General features: G+C 65.8%; 15 protein-coding genes. All 15 read right to left on the reverse strand.

The window, feature by feature from the left end; genetic code table 11:
* Window position 1 precedes the first annotated feature (1 nt).
* A complete protein-coding gene (locus ACFUCV_RS01470) occupies window positions 2–1270 on the reverse strand; it encodes a glycosyltransferase family 4 protein (protein WP_380811239.1) in 1269 nt (422 codons plus the stop codon).
* Window positions 1267–2730: an oligosaccharide flippase family protein gene (locus tag ACFUCV_RS01475; RefSeq protein ID WP_380811242.1), complete on the reverse strand. Its 1464-nt coding sequence runs from the start codon at window positions 2728–2730 to the stop codon at window positions 1267–1269. The genes ACFUCV_RS01470 and ACFUCV_RS01475 overlap by 4 nt, the downstream gene beginning before the upstream one ends.
* Window positions 2731–2735: 5 nt before the next feature.
* A complete protein-coding gene (locus ACFUCV_RS01480) occupies window positions 2736–3848 on the reverse strand; it encodes a DegT/DnrJ/EryC1/StrS family aminotransferase (protein ID WP_380811245.1) in 1113 nt (370 codons plus the stop codon).
* 1 nt (window position 3849) lies between these two features.
* The gene (locus tag ACFUCV_RS01485; protein ID WP_380811247.1) at window positions 3850–4524 is read right to left on the reverse strand and encodes an acetyltransferase; all 675 of its coding nucleotides are present in this window, start codon (window positions 4522–4524) and stop codon (window positions 3850–3852) included.
* Between the two features lie 2 nt (window positions 4525–4526).
* Window positions 4527–5702 carry a DegT/DnrJ/EryC1/StrS family aminotransferase gene (locus ACFUCV_RS01490; protein ID WP_380811249.1) on the reverse strand — a complete coding sequence of 392 codons (1176 nt, stop codon included), beginning with the start codon at window positions 5700–5702 and terminating at the stop codon, window positions 4527–4529.
* Window positions 5699–6733, reverse strand: coding sequence for a dTDP-glucose 4,6-dehydratase (locus tag ACFUCV_RS01495; RefSeq protein WP_380811251.1), 1035 nt, complete (start codon window positions 6731–6733; stop codon window positions 5699–5701). Before ACFUCV_RS01495 ends, ACFUCV_RS01490 begins: the two co-directional genes overlap by 4 nt.
* On the reverse strand, window positions 6730–7839 hold the full coding sequence (locus tag ACFUCV_RS01500; protein ID WP_380811254.1) for a Gfo/Idh/MocA family protein: 1110 nt from the start codon (window positions 7837–7839) through the stop codon (window positions 6730–6732). The genes ACFUCV_RS01495 and ACFUCV_RS01500 overlap by 4 nt, the downstream gene beginning before the upstream one ends.
* 60 nt (window positions 7840–7899) lie before the next feature.
* A complete protein-coding gene (locus tag ACFUCV_RS01505; protein ID WP_380811258.1) occupies window positions 7900–9468 on the reverse strand; it encodes a sugar transferase in 1569 nt (522 codons plus the stop codon).
* Window positions 9469–9899: 431 nt separating this feature from the next.
* Window positions 9900–12650, reverse strand: coding sequence for a LuxR C-terminal-related transcriptional regulator (locus ACFUCV_RS01510; RefSeq protein ID WP_380811260.1), 2751 nt, complete (start codon window positions 12648–12650; stop codon window positions 9900–9902).
* The gene (locus ACFUCV_RS01515; protein ID WP_380811263.1) at window positions 12647–15376 is read right to left on the reverse strand and encodes a LuxR C-terminal-related transcriptional regulator; all 2730 of its coding nucleotides are present in this window, start codon (window positions 15374–15376) and stop codon (window positions 12647–12649) included. Before ACFUCV_RS01515 ends, ACFUCV_RS01510 begins: the two co-directional genes overlap by 4 nt.
* Before the next feature lie 134 nt (window positions 15377–15510).
* Window positions 15511–16086 carry an aminoacyl-tRNA hydrolase gene (pth, locus tag ACFUCV_RS01520; protein ID WP_380811265.1) on the reverse strand — a complete coding sequence of 192 codons (576 nt, stop codon included), beginning with the start codon at window positions 16084–16086 and terminating at the stop codon, window positions 15511–15513.
* 12 nt (window positions 16087–16098) lie between these two features.
* Window positions 16099–16668: a 50S ribosomal protein L25/general stress protein Ctc gene (locus ACFUCV_RS01525; RefSeq protein WP_380811267.1), complete on the reverse strand. Its 570-nt coding sequence runs from the start codon at window positions 16666–16668 to the stop codon at window positions 16099–16101.
* A gap of 365 nt (window positions 16669–17033) precedes the next feature.
* Window positions 17034–17870: a type IV toxin-antitoxin system AbiEi family antitoxin domain-containing protein gene (locus ACFUCV_RS01530; RefSeq protein WP_380811269.1), complete on the reverse strand. Its 837-nt coding sequence runs from the start codon at window positions 17868–17870 to the stop codon at window positions 17034–17036.
* A gap of 388 nt (window positions 17871–18258) precedes the next feature.
* Complete coding sequence (locus ACFUCV_RS01535; RefSeq protein ID WP_380811271.1) at window positions 18259–19239, reverse strand: ribose-phosphate diphosphokinase; 981 nt, start codon at window positions 19237–19239, stop codon at window positions 18259–18261.
* Between the two features lie 42 nt (window positions 19240–19281).
* Window positions 19282–20784, reverse strand: a complete 1503-nt coding sequence (glmU, locus tag ACFUCV_RS01540) for a bifunctional UDP-N-acetylglucosamine diphosphorylase/glucosamine-1-phosphate N-acetyltransferase GlmU (protein ID WP_380811273.1) — start codon at window positions 20782–20784, stop codon at window positions 19282–19284.
* Window positions 20785–20848 lie beyond the last annotated feature (64 nt).

Genomic DNA, 20848 nt, shown 5'->3' on the forward strand with positions numbered 1-20848 from the left:
TTTAATGCCCTTCCGGTGCAGTGCCCACGGGTGTCCGGGCCAGGACCGCCGTGGAGTTGAAATCGTCAACCGCCGCCCCGCCGGCACGGGCGGCTTTGATTTGCTGCCCCTGGTGCAGCGCAAACTGCCAGGCTGCCACCCCGGCGGCAGCGAGCCGGCGGGCGCCGCCAAGCGGAGGATGATCCTGCAGGCCCTGATAAAAGTCCAGCTGCAGGCGGGCGGCCCGTTCCAAGGAAAACCGTTCCACCACCAAGCGGCGGGAAAAGCGTCCCAGTTCGGTGCGCAGCGGGCCATTGCGCTGCAGCCGGGTGAGGATCCCCTGCAGCCGCTGCACCGCGTCGCCCGGTCCCGGGCCCGAACCGTACCAGCCCTGCCAAAGAAACTGCGGCGCGGCCTCCTCGTCCAGCAGCCCCCAGAATCCGTTTTCCCCCTGCACCACCAAAGGAAGGCCAAAGGCCATGGCGCGCAGGGCGGAGGCGCCCATGCCAATGCTGACATTGGCGCTGGCATAGGCCGGGCGCGGGTCAGAAAGTTCCCCCACCAAAAAGATCCGTGGCACGCCCAGCGCCGCATTGCTGCGCAGGGCGCACGCCGCCACTTCCTCCCGGGCAGGTCCGGTGCCGGCAATGACCAGCTGCACCGCGGCGTCCCGGTTCATGGCTTCGACGGCGGCGATGGCGGACAGGATCCCTTCAAGCTTCATCTCGTGCGCCAGCCGGGACACAATGGAGACGGTGAACATTCCGGGTTCGGCGCCAATGCCCCGCAGGAAGCCTGGCGTGTCCACGGCGGCGCCGGCACTGTTCAGCACAGTGTCCACATGCGGTTCCAACAGACCCACGCGGGTGCGTCCGGTGTCCCGTTCCACTGCGGCGATTTGTCCGGTCCCGACCAGCAGGGGCAGGTGCCGCGGGATGAAGGGAGCCACCGACATGGACATCACGGTGGCCACCGCCGTGGCACGGCTGGAGGCGGCACAGGCCAGTGCCGCCTCCAGTGCCGGCGGCCATTCGTAGGCGTGGACCACGTCCACGCTGCGTTCCCTGATGGTTTTATGCAGCTGCGCCACCACGCCGGGGGTGGGCCTGCGGTGCACGGCCGGGGAGGCGATGAACTCCAGGCCCAGCTCCTGGATCCTGTCCACCAATGGTCCGGGCTGGCCATAAACCAGTACCTCGTGGCCCAGCCCCTGCACCGCGGCGGCGAGCTCAATGGCGTTCAGTTGGCTGCCGCCAATGGCCAGATCGTGCGGATACACCAAAATTTTCATGGGACTTCCTTTGCGTCTCTGCCCCAGTTGCGGATTGCACGGAGATCTTCCCGTTCGCGGAACAGCAGCATGGCCATGACCACCGTGCCCAGCGCGGTGGCCGCCAGCAGTGCCGGGAGCTTGCCGTCAATGCCCTGGGCCAGCAGCCGGCTTCCCACCGCGACCGGCACCACTGCGGCCACCGGCAGCCACACCTTGGCCATAAGGGCTCCGAGGGAAAACCCCCGGTTCAGCAGCATCTTCATATAAATGGGCAGCACCACCACGGCGGCCACCACTACCGGGGCGGCCGCGAGCCCGGCAAGCCCGCCCCAGGCGGCACCCGCCACCAGGGCCGGCACCAGGACCACCAGCCACACAATCTGGACCTTGAGGATGGCCCCCGACATGCCCAGGACCACCAGATAGTCGTAGGCGAGTTCAAACAGGATCCGCAAAGCCGTCAAGGCTGCCAACCAGCTCAAGGCGGCCGCGGCCGGGGCCCAGACGCCACCGTAAACAAGTGTGATCAACGGAACGGCCGCGCCGGCCATGACTGCCACCACCGGCAGGACGGCGGCGGCCACCACTGCCACCAGTGTCAGCATCGCGGCGCGCATGGCCGGTGGGTCATGTTGGAGTTTGGCAAAGACCGCAGGTGCCACCGAACGCAGCGGCTGCGAAAAGATGCTGGCAGGGAAGCTGGATAAATTAAAGGCCAACACGTAGAAACCCAGTGCCAGGGCCCCCAGGAGCTTGCCGGCAATGATCTGGTCCGCGTACCCCACGGCGAAAACCAGGATGCTGGAGCCGGCCAGCGGAAGGCCGAAGAGCAGCAGGGGCTGCACTTTGGCCCTGTTCCAGCCAAAGCGCACGGGCAGCGGCGAATACTTGATGAAGAGGATGGCCGCCACCACGCTCGCCACGACCCGCCCAATGGCCAGGCTCATGGCGCCCAGGCCCAGAAAGACCAGGGCCAGTGACACCCCCGCCCCCAGCCAGACATTCACCTGGTCAATGACCATGCGCCTGCCCTGCAGGAATTCGCGCTGCATCAACGCCGCGGGGGTCGCCACCGCACCGTTGATGACCACGCAGACAGCAATGATCCGAACGACGCCGGTGGCCCCGGGATCGCCCATTGCCGCGGCAAAAGAGGGTGCCACCAGAAAAGCCCCGATGAAAATGACAGTGCTGCTGAGAACTGAGATGGTGGTGACGGTCCCGGCAATCTCCTTTGGGTCTTTGGGCCAGCGGACAATGGCCAGGCTGACCCCCAGTTCGTTGAAGCTCAAAACCGCAATGAGGGCAACGAAGGCGATGGCGTAGGCGCCGAATTCGGCCGGGCCCAGCATCCGGGCCAGGACAATGCCAATGCCAATGGTGCCGAACTTGGAAATGACTGTGTTGAGCAGGCTCAACACCAACGCCCGGGAGGCAGTTGGGGTTGTTGGCGCCGTGGTTCGGGCCGGGATCGCCATGTGGCTCACCGCATGCCCGGGGATGCGGCGAGCGCCAGCACCACCCGTTCCTGCTGCTCCGCGGTGATGTGCGGAAAAATGGGCAGCGAGAGGATCCGCCCTGCGGCGGCCTCCGCCACGGGAAAATCGCCTGCGCCCTTGCCCAGGTAGGCGAAGGCCTTGGTCAGGTGGACCGGTGTGGGGTAGTGGATCCCGGCCCCAATGCCTGCGGCCTGGAGCTGGGCCAGCACCTGGTCGCGGTCTTCAAGCTGCACCACATACAGATGCCACACATCCTCGTTGCCGGGCAGCGAGGTGGGCGCGGCAACGCCTTCCACATCCTGCAGCAGGGCACCATAGCGGGCGGCCGCCGCCCGCCGCAGCCCGTTCCAGCGGTCCAGGCGCTTGAGCTTGGCGCGCAGGATGACCGCCTGCAGGGCGTCCAGGCGGGAGTTCATGCCCACCACCTCGTGGACGTACCTGGTGCTGCTGCCGTGGGCACCGAGCAGGCGGATCTGGGCGGCAATGTCCGGGTCGCTGGTGGTGACGGCCCCGGCGTCGCCGGCCGCGCCCAGGTTCTTGCCGGGGTAGAAACTGGTGGCCGCGGCCAGGCCGAAGGAGCCCGAAACCTTCCCGCCCTGGCGGGCCCCCTGGGATTGGGCGGCGTCTTCAATGACTGCGGCGCCGCACTGGGCGGCAATGGCCAGCACCGCATCCATGGGTGCCAGCTGGCCGAACAAGTGCACGGGCACAATGGCCTGCGTCTTGGCCGTGACGGCCCCGGCAACCTTGGCCGGGTCAAGAAGCAGCTGGTCCGGGTCCACGTCCACCAGCACGGGGACCGCGCCCAGCCGGGCCACCGCCTCGGCGGTGGCCACGAAGGTGTTGGCCGGCAGGATCACTTCCCCGCCGGTGCGGACCCCCGCTGCCCGCAGGGCCAGTTCCAGCGCATCGGTGCCGTTCCCCACCCCAATGCAGTGCGCCGATCCCGTGTAGCGGGCGTAGTCCGCTTCAAAAGCTTCCACGGCCGGACCGCCAATGAAGGCGGCCGTACGCAGGATCTCATCGAGTTCCGGACGGACTTCCTGGGCAATCTCAGCCTGCTGCGCCCGCAGGTCAACCAGTGGAATGTGTTCCATGTCAGTGCTTTCCGTTCCGTGAAGTCTTCTCATGCGGCCTGTCCCCGCCAGGCATCCGGTGGGCCGGGACGCCCACCCAGCATTCGTCGTCGGGCACGTCCTGCAGCACGGCCGAGCCCATGCCCACCGTGGCCCCGGCCCCAATGGCGCACCCTTCCCTGACGCTGGCGTTCATGCCCACGTAGGCGCAGCGGCCAATGCCCACGCCCCCGCCCAGTGAGACCCCCGCGGTCAAGGTGGCGAAGTCGTCCACATGGTTGTCATGGGTGAAGGTGACGTTTGGCATGGCCACCACATGGCTGCCGAGCCGCACGTCCGCTGTGAGCACCACATTGGCCAGCAGGATGCTGCCGGCGCCCACCGTGGAGCCGGCGGAGACGAACGCCGCCAGATCCACCACGGAGGCGTAGCGCACGCTGCCAATGCCCAGCTTGGCCAGCGCCGTGGCAATTTTTTCCCGTGTTTTTCCCTTGCCGGCGCACAGGACAAACATTGCACCGGGGTAGGCTGTGGCATCGCTGATCCGCCCCAGCACCGGAATCCCGTCAAGCTGCCCGCCGGCGAGCGCCGGGTCGTCGTCCAGGTAGCCGGCCACCTCAAAGGTGCCCGAGGCCCGCACCGAGGCGAGGACCTCCCGGGCCAGGCCGCTGGCGGCCACCAGGATCAGTTCCGCCACGGTCACTGCCTTCCCGCGGACAGCACGGCAGCAATGACGCGGTCCTGCCCGCCCGCCGTGAGCTGGTGGAAAACCGGAAGAATCAGCGTGTTTTTGCTCAGCCTCTCCGTCACCGCCAGCTCCGCGTTTCCGGTGTCCCGGCCCGCATAGGCCGGTTCAAGGTGGGAGGCCATGATCCCGCGGCGCGCCGAGATGCCCGCCGCGGCCAGCACCGCCAACACGTCCTCGCGGCTGCGGCCAAACTCCGGAAGCACCTCCAGCCAGAAGGACTGGAAGTTGCTGGTGCCGTAGGCGGGGTCCTGCGGGATGCGGAGCCCGGGCACCTGCGCCAGGGCCTGCGTGTAGCTGGCGGCAATGCTGCGCCGCCGCTGCACCACCTCCGGCAGCCGGCCCAGCTGGACCAGCCCCACGGCGGCCTGCATGTCGGTCATGCGGAAGTTGTAGCCAATTTCCAGGTACTGCTCCTGCGGCGCCAGCAGCGCCGAATGCCTGTCCTTGGCGGAGGCGCTCATGGCATGTTCGCGCAGCCGCGCAGCCCGCAGCGCCCAGTCCTCCCGGGAGGTGGTGAGCATGCCGCCCTCCCCCGTGGTGAGGATCTTGCGCGGATGGAAGGACCATGCGGCCGCCTCGGCGCCGGCACCCACCGGACGCCCCTTGTACATGGAGCCGGCGCCGCAGGCGGCGTCCTCAATGACCACAATGCCCAGCGGATCGCACAGCGCCCGGATGGGATCCAGGTCCACGGGCATGCCGCCCTGGTCCACCACAATGACGGCAGTGGTGCGGCTGGTCAGTGCCTGGGCAATGGTGGCGGCGTTGACGTTGCCGCTGCCGGCGTCGACGTCGGCAAAGACCGGCCTGGCCCCCACATAGCTGGGCGCATTGGCCGTGGCAATGAAGGAGAAGGAGGGGACCACGACGTCGTCGCCGGCCTTTACGCCGGCCACCACCAGGGCCAGGTGCAGCGCGGTGGTGCAGTTGCTGGTGGCCACCGCGCGGCGCGCCTGCTGGACCGTGGCGAAGGCCTCCTCGAACTCGGCCACCCGCGGCCCCTGCGCCACCCAACCGGAGGCAATGACATCAGCCACCGCCTCGGCTTCCTCAATGCCCATCCACGGCCGCATGACGTCAATGCGCTCCACCGCCGGGCTTTGGGCACTGTCCACGGGGGCTGTCATGGCGACACCGCGTCCAGTGCGGAATCCCAATTGGTTTTGGCCACCCGGGCCAGCATGGCCTCACCGTTGGCGGACTTTTCAGTGAACCACTGCACCACCTCGCGGATGCCAGCGTCAAAGGAAACTTCCGGTTGGAATCCGGTCAGCGCGCGGATCAGGGAGCCGTCCACCAGCAGCCGCCCCACATCCCCGGGACGCGCCGGCAGGTGCTCGGGCAGCAGATCGCTGCGTCCCATGGCGTGCGCAATCACCTCACACAGCTTGTTCATGGTGATTTCCGTGCCGGAACCAAAATTGATGCTCTGCCCCACCGCCTCATCACAGCTGGCAAGTTCGGCCAGTCCCCGGGCCGTGTCCGAGACGTGCATGAAGTCCCGGCTCTGCTCCCCGCTGCCAAAAACCACCGGGGCCTGCCCCGCCAGCAGGCGCACAATGGTGCGGGGGATCATTTCCCCGCTGTCCCCCTCATAGTGGCTGCGGGTGCCGTAGGTGTTGAAGGGGCGCACAACCACCGCCGGGAAGCCATGGGTGCGGTGGAAGGCGCGGGCGTAGGCTTCCCCGGCCAATTTGCTGCCACCATAGACCGTCTCGGGCCAGGTGGGGTGCGTTTCGGTCATGGGCACAAATTGGGCGGTGCCAAAGACTTCGCTGGAGCTGACATGGATGAAGCGTCCGATGCCGGCGGTCCGGGACTTCTCCAGCAGCTGCAGGGTCGCGGAGGCGTTCACCTCATGGTTTTCCACCGGGGCGTGGAGGCTGTGCCGCACACCCAGGCAGGCGAGGTGGAAGACCACTGAAACATCTTTGAGCGCGGTCTCCAGCACCGCGTCATCCCTGATGTCGCCCACGGCCATGGTGAACCGTGGCTCATTGAGGCGGTGGGCCAGATTGTCCAGGGAGCCGTTGACCAGATTGTCCACCACGCTGACGTGGCCAACATTTGAGTGATCCAACAAGTGGTCCACCAGATGGCTGCCGATGAACCCCGCCCCTCCCGTGACCAGGACCCTTGCACCCTTCAAACCGCTCATCGTGTTCCTTCCAATTGAATGTCGTAGCCGGCAACAGTGCTTTGTTCCCCACCCAGGGCCAAACTTCTGCTGGCCGCCTCCAGCACCGACAGCACGCGCAGCCCGGCCATTCCGCCGGTGCGGGATTGCCGTCCCTGCTGGATGCTGTCGGCGAATTCCTGCACCATCAGGGCCAATGCCTCCTGCTCCGGCAGCGCCGGCGACCAGGTGTCGCCGAGCCGGTAGGAGACGGCCTGCGCCTTGCGCTGCGCTGCCGACGTTGAGGCCTTTTCAAAATTCACGCCGCGGTCATAGACGCTGATGCGCTGTTGCGGGTTCAGGTCATCCCAGACCAGGGTGCGTTTTGACCCGCCAATGACCATTTGCCGGATTTTGGTGGGGCTGAGCCAGTTCACATTGATGTGGGCCATGGCGTTGTTGGGCAGCGCGAAGGTCAGGTGCCCCACGCAGGCCTTCCCCGTGCCCAGCGGGTCGGCGCCCTGCGCCGCCACCGCCTCCGGGCGCAGGCCACCGGGCAGAATGAAGTCAATGACTGACAGGTCATGGGGGGCAAGGTCCCAAAAGACGTCCACATCCGGCTGGATCAGGCCCAGGTTGATGCGGACGGAGTCAATGAACAGGATCTCACCCAGGGCATCCTCGGCAATGAGTTCCCTGATCTTCAGCGCCGCCGGGGTGTAGCAGTAGGTGTGGTCGGCCATCAACACCACCCCGGACGCCTCGGCGGACTCCAGCATCGCCACGCCCTGTTCCCAGGTGGCCGCCAACGGCTTCTCCACCACCACATGCCTGCCTGCCGCAATGGCGGCCATGGCCACGGCAAAGTGTGTCCTGGCGGGGGTGGCAATGGCCACGGCGTCCACCTCGGTGCCGGCCAGCAGCTCCGCCAAGGTGGCGAACACCGGCACGTCCCCCAGGGGCGTGGCCACCTTCGCGGCCCGTTCCACGTCCATGTCCACAATGGCGCACAGCTCCCACGCCGGGCTGGTCTTGAAGTTGCGGGCCAAATTTGGCCCCCAGTACCCGGCGCCAATGACGGCGACCTTCAGCAGTGGCGGGGTGTGGAGCAGTTTCAGCTGCGCCAACGGATCGGGTATCAAGACCATGACATTCCATTTCTGTTTTTGTTGTGTGCCGGGCGCCGCTGTCCTCCCGGCAGGAGCCCCCTAGTACGCCCCAACGGGCTCGGTCACGGCTTTGAAGGTGCGCCACAGGATGACGAAGTCCCCGGTCAGGGACCAGTTCTCCACGTAATAGAGGTCCAGCCGCACGGCTTCGGCCCATGCCAGGTCGGAACGGCCGTTGATCTGCCACAACCCGGTGATGCCGGGCTTGATGAGCAGCCGCCGGTGGGCGGGGCGTTCGTAGCGGGCCACCTCGGCAGCCAGCGGCGGGCGCGGACCCACCAGGCTCATCTGGCCAATCAAAACGTTCCAAAACTGTGGGAGCTCGTCGATGGAAAACCTGCGCATCCACCGCCCGCTGCGGGTGATCCGGGGATCATGGACCATCTTGAACAGCACCCCGGCGCCTTCATTGTGGTGCTGCAACGCGGCCAGCCTGGCCTCGGCATCCACCACCATGGACCGGAATTTCACCATCTTGAACGGTTGCCCGTTGCGCCCCACCCGTTCCTGCAGAAACAGGGCAGGGCCCTTGCTGTCCAGCTTGACGACGGCGGCTGTCACCAGCAGGACCGGCAGCAGCACCACCAGGGCTGTGAGGGACAGGGCAATGTCCATGGCCCGTTTGAAGACATGCTTGCCGCCGGAGTACTGCGGCAGTTCCACATGCATCAGCGGCAGGCCCTCCATGGGGCGGAAGTGGACGCGGGGACCGGCAACATTGGTCAGGCTGGAGGCCAGCACCAGCTCGGTGGACATGTCCTCCAGGCGCCAGCCAAGTTCCTGAATGGCCTGGGGGCCGCCCGGCAGCGCCCCGGCCACCACCACCGCTTCGGCACCGGTCTTGGCGACGACGTCGGTGATGTCGGCCATGGTGGACAGGACCGGCACCTCGTACCAGGGCTGGCGCAGTTCCATGTCCGGGGCCAGGGTGGTCAAGGCGGCGCCGGCCACCTTGTAGCCGGCCGAGAGGTTGTTGCGCAGATGCCCAATGACGTGTTCCACGTCCGCCGGGGTGCCCAGGACCACCACATTGGACAGGGCGCGGCCGGCGCGGCGCTGGCCGCTGAGCCGGTGGCGCCACGCCCAGCGGCCGCTCAGCAGCAGCAGCACCCCCAGGGGCACGGCCACCGCAAAGAAGCCGCGGGCCACACTGACCTGAAAGATGACCATGACGATCGCTGTCAGCCCAAAGGTGCGCAGCGTGGACTGCACCACCCGCCGGTATTCATTGACGCCTGAACCCAGGACCCGTTTTTCACGGGAGCGGCTGTATTCCAGGTCCACATTCCACAGCAGGACTATGGCGCCGCACACCCACAGGTAGCCGCGTTCGGATGCGGTGCTCGGTTCCAGCAGCGGCCCGGTGCCAAAGCGGCCCAGATAGGCTGCCGCGACCACCACCACTGTGACGAGGGCGTCGGTGAGGCGCAGCCCCTGGGTGAAGGCGGCGGTCCAGGAGGCTTTGGCTTGGATGTGGGTGGAGCGGCTGGGTGAACGGGCGTCCCAGACGCTGTGCTTTGCAGTTGTTCCCTTGCTCTTGTGGGCAAGCTTCCCCCCGCTGCGGACAGTTGCCTTGTCAACGAGGGGGTGGATCTTCAGCTCGGTCATGGGAACGTGACCGGATGTGGGGGAACCGACGGCGGCTGGGGGAAAGCCTTGGTCTCAGAAGGCTTATCCGCCGCCGGTTCCGAATATGGAGTCCGCCCATTGCTGGGGAACTGGTTGTTTGCCCTGCTGTTGTGCCACCATGGTGCTGCACCTGAAGGAGGGCCTTTGCGCTGATGGATGCATTCCTGCTCCGGCTGTGCCACTCCACGTGGGTAAAACATCATGAGACCTTCCGGCTTGAGCTTAAGACCGGCTGAGACCGCCGGAATGCTTCAATTCAAGCTCAGCGAAAGCCTCCCCGCATGAGTGTTTCCTACTCGACTTGTGCCAAATCAAGTACTCGGTTTTCCCTGTGGTACCTGTTCCGGGCCGCAACGGCCCCCCGGGGCACCAGGTAGCGTCCGCACGGGCGGGCGGTTGCCCGCCGCGGGCTACTGCTGCGGGGGCAGTTGGGCCAGTGCCGCCGGCAGCTCGGTGCGGGCGCGGATGCCCAATTTTCCATAGGCCCGGTACAGGTGGCCTTCCACAGTGCGCAGCGAGAGGTTGAGCTTCTCCGCCACTTCGCGGTCCCCCAGCCCCGAGGCCACCAGAACCGTCACCTCCCGCTCGCGCCGGGTCAGCCGCTGCTGCGGGGCCTGGGCCCCCAAATGCCGTGCCGGTGCTTGCATCCCCAGCGTGGGGGCCAGCTGCCGCAACTGCTTGTGCGCGTTGTTCACCGCGGGGGACGCAGCGGCGTTTTGCAGGGCCGTTGCCGCCCAGGCCAGCGCCTGCCGGGCCAGACCCAGCAGGCCGGCGTCGGCCAGCTGCTGGGCCGCACGGGCCAGGACCAGCCCGTCAGCACAGAGCACCGCGGCGGCAAAGTCCTGCACACTGCGCGCCCACGGCCCTTCCACGGCTGCGGCAATTTCCGCCACCCGCGCCGCGACGGAACAATCGCCCAGTTCCAGCACCAGGACCAGGGCATTGAGTTCGAGCATGGTGGAATCCGCCGCGCGGGCCTCATCGGCCTGCGCCAGCAGTTCGGCGAGCGCGCCGGAGCCTGGCCGCAGCAGATGCCTGCAGGCGGACAGGTAGGCACGCCCATGGGCCACCACCACAAACATCCCGCTGTCCGCAACATGGTCCCGGGCCAGCCGCCGGGCCAAATCCATCCGCCCCAGCCGCGCTGCCGCATAGCTGGCCATGGCCGTGCAGCAGCCGAGCAACTGCTGCGGATCACTGGTCTTGAGCGCGTCCATGCCGGCCACCAGTGCATCCAGGGCCTCGGCGGTTTTCCCACAGCGCAACAACATCATCCCGCGCACCACATCCGCGCCCCCGCCAATGGAGTGAAAGAGCAGTTCCGCCTCCACGGAAACCCGCTCCAGCACCGCTGCCACCTCCTGCCACTCCCCGGCGCAGGTGGCCGCCAGCAGGTGCCGGAAGATGATGGACTCGGGCAGCAGAAAAACATCGTCCTCATCGGAACGTTCAATGGCAAGCGCTTCCTTCACACGCAGCAGGCCCTGCAGGGGAAAACCCTGCGCCGTGAGCCGCTCCACATCCATGGTCAGGGCGACGGCCCGGTAGAGCTTGTCATAGGCGGTGGCCAGCACGCTGCTCCTGACCAGCGCCCTGACCTGCGGCCCCATCTGGGCATAGCTGCCTGCCCGGGAATGCACCACCAAGGTCAGCAGCAGGGCATGCTTGCGGCTGTGCTCGGCAATGTAGTGGGCCTGATCCGGCCACTTCAAGGCCAGACGCTCCCCGCCCTCCCTCAGGGCCCGGGCATCATTGGCGATGGCTTGCACAGGCATGCCCAGCGCCGATCGGGTGGCGGCCCGCAGCAGGCTGCCAAAGAGCAGATCCACCAGGTTGCCGGCGTCGTCGGACAAGGATTCCATGGCGGCCAGCGCACCCCGGTAATCCCCCATGTTGTACTTTGCCCGGGCCTTGACCATGCCGGCACGCACACGAAATTCGCTGCCGCGGATGGCCGCCACCAATTGCAGGGCGGTTGCGGACTGAAAGAGTTTGACGGCGAAAATGGCGGCCCGCAGTATTTGTTCCTCGGGGATGTCCGCCCCCACCTCCAAGGCCCACAGGACGCGCCGCAGCAGGGCTTCGCTCCCCAGCTCCTCATGGCCGCCCCGGTGCGTGAGTTGCTCATACAGGCGCCGGCGCTGCCCCAGCGGCACCATCTCGCGGATGACGTCCCCGTAAATGGGACTGGCCAGGGCCAGCAGCGCTGCATCCTGGTGGTGCCGGCGCACCAGGCGCCGCTCCCGCAGCTCCGCCAGCGCGGCACTGCCCCACAGTTCATGCACGGTGGACTCCTCCACGGGTTCGGAAAGGGCCACCAGGTTCAGTGCCGCCCGGCCGGCGTCGGAGAGGTCACGCAACTGGGCGCGGACCACCTCATCCAGGACCCTGCCATGGTTTAAAAGATGGGGCGCGGCCACCCACCAGCCGTTGTGCAGCATGAGCTGGCCATTTTTGACCGCCGCCTCCACCGCTATGCGCAGCAGCAGCGGATTGCCGGCGGCCGCGGAGCAGAACTGCCAGCTGGTGGCCCGCCGCACCTGCCCGCCCAGCATGAGCTCGCAAAAGACGTGCCCCGCCTCCATGGACAGCGGCTTCAAGGTGATGTTCTCCGCCATGCCCGTTGCCCATAATTTTGGCAGTGGCGCCGGCAGGGGGCTCTTGCTGGCATGGGACAGGACCAGGTTCGCGGTTCCGGACATGACCAGTTTGACCAGCACCTCCGCGGTGGGGACATCCAGAAAGTGGGCGTCATCGATGACTATCAGCGCAGGGTAGTTGCCGGCCTGGGCGGCCGCGGGCAGTTCCTTTCTGCGCCGTTCAATTTCCTGCAGGAGGGAGTGCAGCACACTGATGCCAATGTTTAAATGCCCGCCGCCTGCCGGGCGCATAAATGGTGCGAGCACTCCGTAGGGCACCTGGGCCAGCGACAAGGTCCCGTGCACGGCAATGACAGCCAGCCGTGTCTTGACCTCGGAGACCACGCGCCGCAGGAGGGTCGATGCCCCCAGTCCGCTGTCGGCGGTGAGGAACACGGCACGGCACTGTGCACCGCTGATGATCGAAAGGATGTCGCCCAGCTCATCCCCACGGCAGAAAGGCGGTTGCAGGATTTCCGCGGCGTCCGGCCCGATGTCCCCGCCGCCGTCCGGCGGCCTCACGGTTCTACGGCCAGTTTCAATTCATCCCGGGAGGAAACGTCCAGCTTGGCAAACACCTGGTACAAATGACCTTCGACGGTGCGCACGGACACCCCGATCCTTGAAGCAATGGCCCTGTTGCCCAGGCCCTGGGCGGCCAGCCGGGCAATTTGCAGCTCCCGCGCGGTGAGCTTCACGCTGGGCACACTGGGCAGCACGGGAAACACCGGCAGGACACGTTGCAGCCGGTCCAGGCGCGTGCGGGCTTCCCTGGCCGTCTTTGAATCCCCGGCGGCATGCGCCAGGTCCAGGGCGAGCACGGCGCATCTGCATTCCACCTCGTCCAACTCCAAAAGCTGCGCCTGGGCTGCAGCTTCCAGCACCAGGGCGGCATTGCCTGTGCGCTGCGCACGGGCCACCGCCACGTTGATGGAGGCCAGGCCCCCCTGGCGTTTGAGGGAGCTTTCCTCCAGCAGCCGGTAGTGCTCATCCGTGGCTGCCAGCGTGGCCGCGAACAAGCTGATGGAGGCGGTGGTGAAGCGGCCAAATCTGCTGTCATAAATGGCTGAGGACACCAGCTGTTCGGACGCGGCCTTGTCACCCATCCAGCGCCGGGCCATCAACTGGAACAATTCGGCGGTGGAACGGTGCACCCACATGGCACCCGTGCCCGTGCCCTGCGCCATGCGCAGGTACTTCGCCGCGGTGGCGTCATCATGGATCTGGGCGGAAGCCAACGCCAAGGCAGAATAAACCAGTCCCAGACTGTTGCAGCTGTCCCGGACTTCCAGCTGCGCCGCCGCCGTCAACAACAGCTCCCTGGCCTGGGAGCCCCGCCCGGCAAAGGTGTAGGCCATGCCCAGGCCCAACTCCAGGTCGCCACCGCGGTACTGGCTCAGGCGCGAGTACGTTTCAATGTTGCGCTGGAGCATCGTCTCACACGCGCGCCACTGGCCACTCCACATCAGCGCCAAAACCATCCCGTGCTGCCGCCAGGGGGACATGCGCAGCACCAGGTCAAACTTTTCAACTTCCACTTCGATGCTTTTGCCCAGTTCCACCGCTTCGCTTTCACGCCCCGTGGCGGCAAACACCATGATCAGCAGGGATGCGCAATTGAGCCGGTACTCGCGGTCCCGCCCGTCTTTGCTGCCGATCTCGAGGTCCTCACCAAGTTGTTGAAACTCGCCCTTGTGCACCATGTATTCAAAGCGCGCCAAATTCAGCGCCCGCCGGGCGGCAGTGGTGTCCAGGCGGGCCGCCTCCGCCCGCTTCAGGCGCAGCTGCGCCTCGGCCAGCAACTGCGCAATCCGGTAATACCCGCCGGGAACCCACAGCAGCGAGCTGACCGAATCCGCCAGCCAGGAGCCATAGGCAGCGGGGCTGAGCCCATCCAGCACGGTGACGTCAATGACCTCCAACGCCGCAACCGACTTGCTGTGGTTGGCCGTGATGAAATGTGCCCGGCTGCGTTTTTGGGCGGCCTGAACCGCCAGGGGATGACCGGCGGGGATTCGTGCGCAGCATGCCAGCGCCAGCACGGGCTCAAAGAGGTTAATGGCCGCCTGGGCGGCCGCCAAGGCCAGCTCCGGTTCCAAGTCCATCCCGGCGTCAATGACCCAGCCCGCGTACGCCACCCGTTCCTGGGGGTTCATTTTGTTCAAATCAAAGCTCAGGACGGCGGAAATTTCGCGCAGCAGTGCCGCCTTCCGGCTGGCGCCCATCCGTGCCCGCACCATCTCCCCCACGTATGGTTCGGTAAGGGAAACCATCTGCCGGTCACGTGGGGAAATCTGCACCAGACCGCGTTCCTCAAGTTGGGAAAGCGTCTCCGCGCCCAGCCCGGACAGGGCAGCTGACAACGGCACCCGCCTCAGCAGCGACATTTTCTCCACCCCGGTGTTCACCACCGCGTTTTCACGCGCCATTCTGGCCGTGACCAGTTCGGACAGGATGCTGTCGGTGTTGAGCGTGGCAGTGCCGTCAAGAATCCAGATTCCAGCCCGGCTTTTAAGGACATTGCCGCCCAGGTATTCCGTGACCAAGGCATGCAGGACCAAGGGGTTGCCGGAACTGCTGTGGAAAAGGGCAGTCACCACCGATTCCCCGACGGTGCCGCCCAGCGCCTTGGACAACAGGACCCGCACCTCTTCACGGGAAAACGGTTCAATCCGGTTTTCCCGCAGCAGCCGGTCCTTCATCATCCAGGCCAGGTCCTCCGGCAAATCCCCCGGCTGGCGGGCCATGACCATGAGTTTGGCCGTTCCCGTCAGCAACAAATGCATGATGACGCCCATGCTGGAGGTGTCAATGCCGGGCAGCTCATCCAAAACAATGACCACCGGCCGGCCCTTGGCGTCCTGACGGACAAGTTCGCTCAGGCCCTCAATGATGGCGGCCGGTGATTCGCTCTGGCGTGCTGAGAGCCTGGCCATTTGCACTGCCAATGCCCCGTAGGGAACTGCCGGTTCACCCTCGGTGCCATACAGACGCACCACATGGCTCGTGGCAGCGAGCTTGGACTCGATGCAGCGGGCCAGGGAGGTTTTTCCCACTCCGCGCGGGCCAAGGATCGCAGCACCAAGGAAGTTGTTGTCCTGCAGCTGGGCAAGGATGGCATCGACCGAGCTCTGGCGCATCAAGGAGGACCACGTGCGCCTGTCCTGTGCGCCCATGGCACGGCGCAGCAGGGCCTGTCCGGCACCCTGCTCTGCTGCAAGCGCGGGACCGTCCCCCAGACCTATCATTTGAGGACCCCCATCTCAGTGTGAATACGCCGGATACAAAAAATCCGGAATCCTCGCAATCCTGCCGATCATAACAGCGGGAGGGTGTGAGGGGCATCACAAAGACGGGGTATTAAGGAACAATCTTGCCTCAGTTAGGCATTGTATTTTTGCCCGGCGGCGGCGAAACCTTCCGCCACGAGCAGTTCCGCGGCGTCTGCGGCGTTGTCAATGAGGAACGGCAGGGCCTTGTTTTCAACGGTGGAAAAGTCCCGCAGCACGTGGCTGGCCGCGTCGGCCCGTCCAGGGGGCCGGCCCACGCCGGCACGGACACGGTAGTAGTCCCTGGTCCCCAGGGTTTTGGAGATGTCGCGCAGGCCGTTGTGCCCGCCTTCACCACCACCGTGTTTTAACTTGACCGTGTCAAAAGGTATTTCAATCTCGTCATGGACCACCACCACGTGATCCGGGCGGAGGTTGTAGAACTTGGCAAGTGCCGCCGTCGGACCTCCACTGAGGTTCATGAACACGGTGGGCTTGGCCAGGATCAACTTGTGCCCGCCGGCGGCCAGACGGCCGGTGGCCACCAGGGCCTTGGATTTGTGGGTCTTGAAGGTGGCATCCAGGCGGGAGGCCAGTTCCTCAACCACCATAAAGCCAATATTGTGCCGATTGCGGCTGTAGCCGGGCCCGGGGTTCCCGAGCCCGACTACAAGCCAAGTATCACTCATGTGTTGTGCTGATTACTCGGCAGCTGCTTCTTCATCAACGTCAGCCACGGTGGGCTCGGCGAAGTGCACGATCAACAGTTCGCCTTCGTTGATCAGTTCAACGTTGGCCGGCAGGACCAGGTCGCTGGCGTGGATGTGCTGGCCGGCTTCGCGGCCGCTGATGTCCAGTTCAATGTTCACCGGAACGTTGGTGGCGTCGGCGGAAACGCTGACGGAAACTTCTTCCTGGTTCACCACAACGCCGGGAGCGGACTCACCGGTCAGGACGACGGGCACGTCAACGGTGACCTTCTCGCCCTTCTGGACCGTCAGCAGGTCAATGTGCTCAACGATCTGCAGTACGGGATCGCGCTGCACATCCTTGACCAGTGCCAGGTGCTCTTCACCATCGAGGGTGATGGTCAGCAGTGCGTTGGAGCCGCGGATGGCGCGGACCGTCTCGCGCTCGGGCAGAACCAGGTGCAGGGGGGCTGCGCCGTGGCCGTAGATCACGGCAGGGATCTGCTTGGCGCGGCGGATGCGGCGTGCTGCACCCTTGCCGAATTCGCTGCGGGTTTCTGCTGTCAAATTCAAATCAGACATGAAAAAGCTCCTTCATTTGTGGTGGGCGTGGACAAAACAGGTCAACACAATCCATCAGAAAGTCAGGAGCTGTGGGACCCAGTCGATCACGGACGCCCGCTGTAGCAAACGTCCCTCGCCAAGGTTTACTGGACAAGTTTAGCAGAAGGCTAGGGCTTGCCGGTGCTTGTGCGGTGGGGGTGGTGGTGCGGTGGGCGTGCCGTCATGCGCCGAATCCGACCGCATCACGGCGCATAGGGAAAGGCCGCGTTCTCCATGCGCCGGACTGGCTGTGGGTTTGGCGCATGGTGCCGCCATGCGCCAAACCCGTCTTCAATTCATCGCATGCAGTCCCATTCCGGATCCGCCATGCGCTGAACGCCGGGTCAGCTTGGCGCAGGAGCGATCATGGTGAGCGCCTGACGCACCCACTTGACCATGAGTTCCGGGCGATCCAAAACCACCGCGGCCGGGATGCGCAGACACCAGCGGCCCTCCATGACCAACAGGTTGTCCCTCCTCAGGTCCGCCGCCCAGCCCTGCGCCGTGTTGTGGTACTTCTCGCCATCGGTTTCCACACACAGCAAGCCTTCAACGAGCAAGTCAATGTGGCCCACCCCGCGCACATAAAATTGGCCCTGAACATTCAAGCCGGCCTTGCGCAAGTGATATCTGGCCACCGTTTCGGCGATGGACATGGATTGGGGGTCGATCATGTTGATGACGGCCCGGCCCCGCGTATCTTCACGCCGGCTGAACTCCGTGCGAAGCTGGGCAAAGGTGCAATGTTTGAGCACCACGGCGGACTCCAACACCGCCAGCGCGTCCACCTCGGAGCCACAGGCAACACACTGGCGCAAAATATCAAGCAGTGTCTGCGCTCCGCTTACCTTGTGGACCACGCATCCTGGAATCGGACGGCCGTGGGCTGCAGCCACATGCCAGAGCGCTGGCGGCTTGATGACCCACAGTCCCAGTTGCTGGGCTTTGGTGAAGCAGCTGCGCCGTGCCTGGTGCAACGCGAGGCGCACATCCAGTGGATCCGCGTTGGGCAAAGCGTAATAACCCGGGGCAATGCGGCGGATCCGGGCAGCCTTTTCCGCCCGCAGGATGCTCCGGGGCGAACATCCCCGGGCCAGCAGATCCTTGCGCCGGGCAACGTTGCCGTACCACGCCACTTCATCCTCGACGAAGATCTTTTTATGGTCATTTGCGGTGCTCATGGCACCCAGCGTGCCCGTACGGCGGCAACCGTGGCAGCCCGCCGCAGTGGTTGTGGATTCGGCGCCCCACAGCCGGTGCTGTGGGGGAACAGCTGTGGACGCGGCGGAGGGGTGCGTGGCTTTGTGCGCCGGACTCCACCGGCAGTTCAGCGCATGGGCTCCGGCACCGCTTCCGCATGCTCCACACTCATGGTGAATTTGGCGCATGGTGACCCCATGCGCCAAACCGCAGAGGAGTCCGGCGCATGCAGCTACGCAGGGTGCCGAACAGGGCTACGCAGGGGTGCGGAACAGGGCGGAACAGCAGTGCGGCAGCGTGCGGAAGCGTGCGGAAGCGGTGCCTTTAAACGCCAATGGCCGCCGGCGGCGGCCATTGAAACGTCGGGATTTATCCGTTGCCGTCAAAGAGGCTCGTGACGGAGCCGTCCTCGAAGACTTCCTTGATGGCCCGTGCCAGCAGCGGGGCAATGGAGAGCACGGTCAAATTGGCGAAGCGCTTCTCCTCCGGGATGGGCAGGGTGTTGGTGACCACCACTTCACGGGCACCGCAGTTGGCCAGGCGTTCGGCGGCAGGATCGGAGAACACGGCGTGCGTGGCGGCAATGATGACATCCTTCGCGCCGGCGTCCTTGAGCACCCGCACCGCACCGGCAATGGTGCCGCCGGTGTCGATCATGTCGTCAATGAGCACGCAGGTGCGGCCCTGGACCTGGCCCACCACGGTCTTGGACACAGCCTGGTTGGGAACCGTGAGATCGCGCGACTTGTGCACGAACGCCAGCGGCGCGCCGCCCAGACGGTCGGCCCACTGCTCGGCCACGCGCACACGGCCGGTGTCGGGGGAAACCACCGTGACCTCGTCCTCGCCCACAATGGAGCGGATGTGCTCGGCCAGCAGCGGAATGGCGAACAAGTGGTCCACCGGGCCGTCAAAGAAGCCCTGGATCTGGGCGGTGTGCAGGTCAACACTCATGATCCGGTCCGCGCCGGCGGTCTTGTACATGTCCGCAACCAGGCGGGCGGAGATGGGCTCGCGGCCGCGGCCCTTCTTGTCCTGGCGCGAGTACGGGTAGAACGGGGCCACCACCGTGATGCGGCGGGCGGAGGCGCGCTTCATGGAGTCCACCATGATCAGCTGCTCCATGAGCCAGTTGTTCAACGGCGCCGGGTGGGCCTGGATGATGAACACTTCCTTGCCGCGGACGCTTTCGCCGGAGCGGACGTAGATCTCGCCATTGGCGAAGTCGTAGGCGGACATGGGCAGCAGCTCGGTCCCCAAACAACGCGCCACTTCCTCGGCCAGCTCTGGGTGGGCACGGCCGGAAGCCAAGACCAGCTTTTTGTCGACGTTATGGCTTAGTTCACTCATGATTTTCTTTCTCGAAGGTGGTGGGGAACGTGAGAAGTTTTGTCAGTGGGAAGTGGTGGCGGCTGCGGCGGCCTGCGCGGAGACGCTGCCGGGCCGGTTCGCTTCGGTCCAGCCTTCGGCGTTGCGTTGCGGGGCCACCGTCAGGGTCAAGGCCCCGGCCGGGACGTCCTTGCGCACAATGGCGCCGGCTCCGGTGAAGGCGCCGTCGCCCACCGTGACGGGGGCAACAAAGACGGTGTTGGATCCTGTCCGCACGCCCGAACCAATGACCGTCCGGTGCTTGTTCTCGCCGTCGTAGTTGGCAGTGATGTTGCCGCAGCCAATGTTGCTGTCCTCGCCAATCTCGGCGTCCCCGGCGTAGCCCAGGTGGGACAGTTTGGAGCCGCGGCCAATGGTGACGTTTTTGGTTTCATAAAACGCCCCGATCTTGCCGTCCGCGCCCAGCACGGTGCCGGGGCGCAAATAGGTAAAGGGGCCCACCTGGGCGCCCTCGCCAATCACGGCGCCGGATCCGTGGGTGCGCAGCACGTGCGCGCCGGCGCCAATGTGCACATCCGTCAGCGTGGAATCGGGGCCCACGACGGCGTCGGAGGCCACCGTGGTGGTGCCGTGCAGCTGGGTGCCGGGCAGGATGGTGACATCCGGGGCCAGTTCCACGGTGGAGTCGATCCAGGTGGTGGCCGGGTCAATGACGCTCACGCCGGCGCGCATCCAGCCTTCCACCACGCGGCGGTTGTGTTCGGCGCCGAGGGCGGCGAGCTGGACCCTGTCATTGGCGCCCTCCACCTGCCACTGGTCGGTGGTGGTGACGGCGGCGACCCGGCCGCCGTCGTGCCGGGCCAGGGCCAGCACGTCCGTGAGGTACATTTCGCCCTGGTTGTTCTCCGTGGTGACGCTGCGCAGGGCGGTGCGGAGCACTGCGGCGTCGAAGGCGTAGATGCCGGAATTGACTTCACGGATCTGCCGTTCGGCGTCGCTGGCGTCCTTGTGTTCGCGGATGCCCAGCACGGTGTTGTCGGTGGGGTCGCGCAGGATCCGGCCATAGCCGGCGGCGTCCTCGAGCACTGCCGTGAGCACGGTGACGGCGTTGGCGTCGGCAGTGTGCACGGCCACCAGCTCGGCGAGCAGCCCGGTGCTCAGCAGCGGCACATCCCCGTAGGTGACCACCACCGTGCCGGCCAGTTCGCCCTGGGCATCGAGGACTTCCAGGGCCTGCTGCACGGCGCGGCCGGTGCCGGGGATGTCGTCCTGGTCCACCAGCAATGCCTGCGGTTCCAGTTCGGCAATGTGGGCCGCCACCAGATCACGTTCGTGGCGCACCACCACCGCCAGTTTCGCCGGGTTCAGGCCCTTGGCCGCGGCCAGGGCGTGGCCCACCATGGAGATTCCCCCCACGGGGTGCAGGATTTTGGGGGTCCGGGATTTCATCCGGGTGCCCGCTCCTGCGGCCAAAACCATGACTGCTGCGAGGTTGTTGCTGGGGTTGTCTTGGGGGCTCACTAAGTGGCACTCCTGCCCGGACCGCAGTCCGATTTTCTTAGGCATGCAATGGGAATCAGTTCCATGGTACCCGTTCACCGGGGGCTCCCCGTCCTGTCCGGCGCCTTCG

This window comes from Specibacter sp. NPDC057265 (genome assembly GCF_042668835.1).
In the GTDB taxonomy this organism is placed as follows: Bacteria; Actinomycetota; Actinomycetes; order Actinomycetales; family Micrococcaceae; genus Specibacter.